Here is a 1,970-nt window from a genome sequence, read left to right on the forward strand (position 1 = left end):
ATGTTGCTCCCCTCCTGGCGATCACGGGATTGATCATCTCGGATGCGGGGCCCTGCTCGTCAACCCAGCCTCCCACGAAATTGAGGACGCCGAGAAAGAGCTTCGGTCGCGCTCCTGCGAATGCCAATGCAAGGAAGCCACCCCGAGAATGYCCGCCAATCAGCAGGCGCTCACGATCAACATCGGGCCGCGTAAGCAAGTGCTCGACAACGCACGCCACGTCTAGCAGCGCGTGCTCGAATCCCGGAAGTGCGTATTGGGGATCGTCTGAGTATTGCGACCGATCTGGTTCGAATCCCTCGTCGTAAAGGCCGCCTGATTTTCCGCGCCCGCGTCGTTGTGGGAACACGACCATCCAGCCACGATCGTTGAAATATTTCGCCATCGCCGGGCTGGTCACCGTGCTGGTAAACAGCGCCGGATCGTTTCCGATACCCGTCGAACCATGATTGAACACAAGCGTGGGGAAAGGACCCGGCCCGGCCGGTTTGAACGTCACCATCTCGAGCATGATCTGCTCGCCACGTTCGAACATCTCGGTGGGCACGCGTTCGCTGATTCGTTGTTCTTCAACACTCGGCCGTGATAGGACCCCAGCGATCCAGCGACCGTCCAGTTCGCGCCACAGAAGTTCTACTACATCCGGATTTCTCATCCGAAATTGGAGGCTTGCGCCGTTTGTCAGGCGGCCTCGCAGTTCGTTCCCGCGAACCTGAGCGAGCACGCGTTCGCTAAAAACACCCTGGTCGCCGGACGCTCGCACGCACACGATCGTAGCTTCGTTCCGTGAGAGACTTTCGACGATCAGCTTGACGTCGTAGCTCCGGCCTTGGCCGGCCCATCCTGACCAGTCCCCGGACCAAGCCGCGACCGAAGCCGGCAGATCGCTCGAAGGTTTCAGCACGGCGATGTCTGTTGGAGCGGCAGCAGTAACTGGGCTCTCCGATGCTTCCGGCTCCAAAGCACCCATGAAGTCGGGCCAAACTGTCGGGTTCTCTTGGTCGGCGGTCATGCCCCATTGTCCACCGAACCCAAGCTGGGCACCCCATCTTGATGACCGAGCGGCTGCTTACCGGTGTGTAGGCTAGACTTCGACAATCGGCCGGAAGCGGACCTCCGACTCACGCAAGGACCCTGTGAAGCCAGAACTCAACACTCGCCAACTGATGACCTCTGATGCGGACGAATTTTCCGCCTTGCGACGTCGGGTCACTGAACACAATCCCGTGCCTATGGGGCTTTCGCTTGCTGAAGAGTTGACCAGGCCGCTGCAGGGGTTCCGTGATCAGCTGGGCGCTCCCGCCCCTAGCGCGGCCTTTGGCGTGTTTGTCGACGGCCTGCTGCGTGCGTGCTCGGCCGTCGCGTGGACGAGCCGATTTCCCTCTTCCATGCACAAGGTGACTCTTTGGGGGACTTTCGTCGATCCATCGCATCAAGGTCAAGGATTCGGCCGGATGGCTGTCGAGGCTGCGTTGGAACACGCACGCTCACAAGATGTGCACCGCGTAAATTTGACCGTGTTCTTGCCAAACACCGCCGCAATCGGCCTTTATCAGTCGCTCGGCTTCGAACCCTACGGGCTCGAACCCGAAGCAATTCGACTTGATGGTACGTTCTATGATGGCCAACACATGAGCCTGTTGCTAAGCAGCAATTGACATTTAGAGCCATTGCTGAATAACTAGGCGTAAAAAACCCTCCGATTAGGGGAGGATTTGCTGAGCATCACAAAGACCGTAATGCTCAGCGTTGGGAAACGGCGTCCGCTCTCCTCTAATCAATACTTCAGCATGACAAAATGCTGGATGAACATGCTTTCATCCATGAGCGACATTGAGATCTACACCCCCACGGCAGAGGAAGTGCATTCTGGCGAGCTCGGTCGCCGCATGCGGCAGTTCAACTACCAGTTCGTGGGCGAATATGCCCAAGTGCAGCCGGTCTGGGTCAGCGCAAAGGACGGCCACGGC

2 protein-coding genes are annotated in these 1,970 nt (G+C 58.5%); one reads left to right on the forward strand and one right to left on the reverse strand.

Annotated features, from left to right (window positions below; translation table 11 throughout):
- Positions 1-1,012: alpha/beta hydrolase family protein (locus AC1D0P_RS25190; RefSeq protein WP_477679233.1), on the reverse strand; the 1,012-nt coding region annotated here is incomplete at its 3' end.
- Between the two features lie 124 nt (positions 1,013-1,136).
- On the opposite strand from AC1D0P_RS25190, the gene AC1D0P_RS25195 reads away from it, so the two are divergent.
- Entirely contained in the window at positions 1,137-1,658 is a 522-nt protein-coding gene (locus tag AC1D0P_RS25195; protein ID WP_477679234.1) for an N-acetyltransferase family protein, read from the forward strand.
- Positions 1,659-1,970: the final 312 nt, after the last annotated feature.

The sequence above is a fragment of the Polaromonas sp. P1_G2 genome (genome assembly GCF_056405515.1).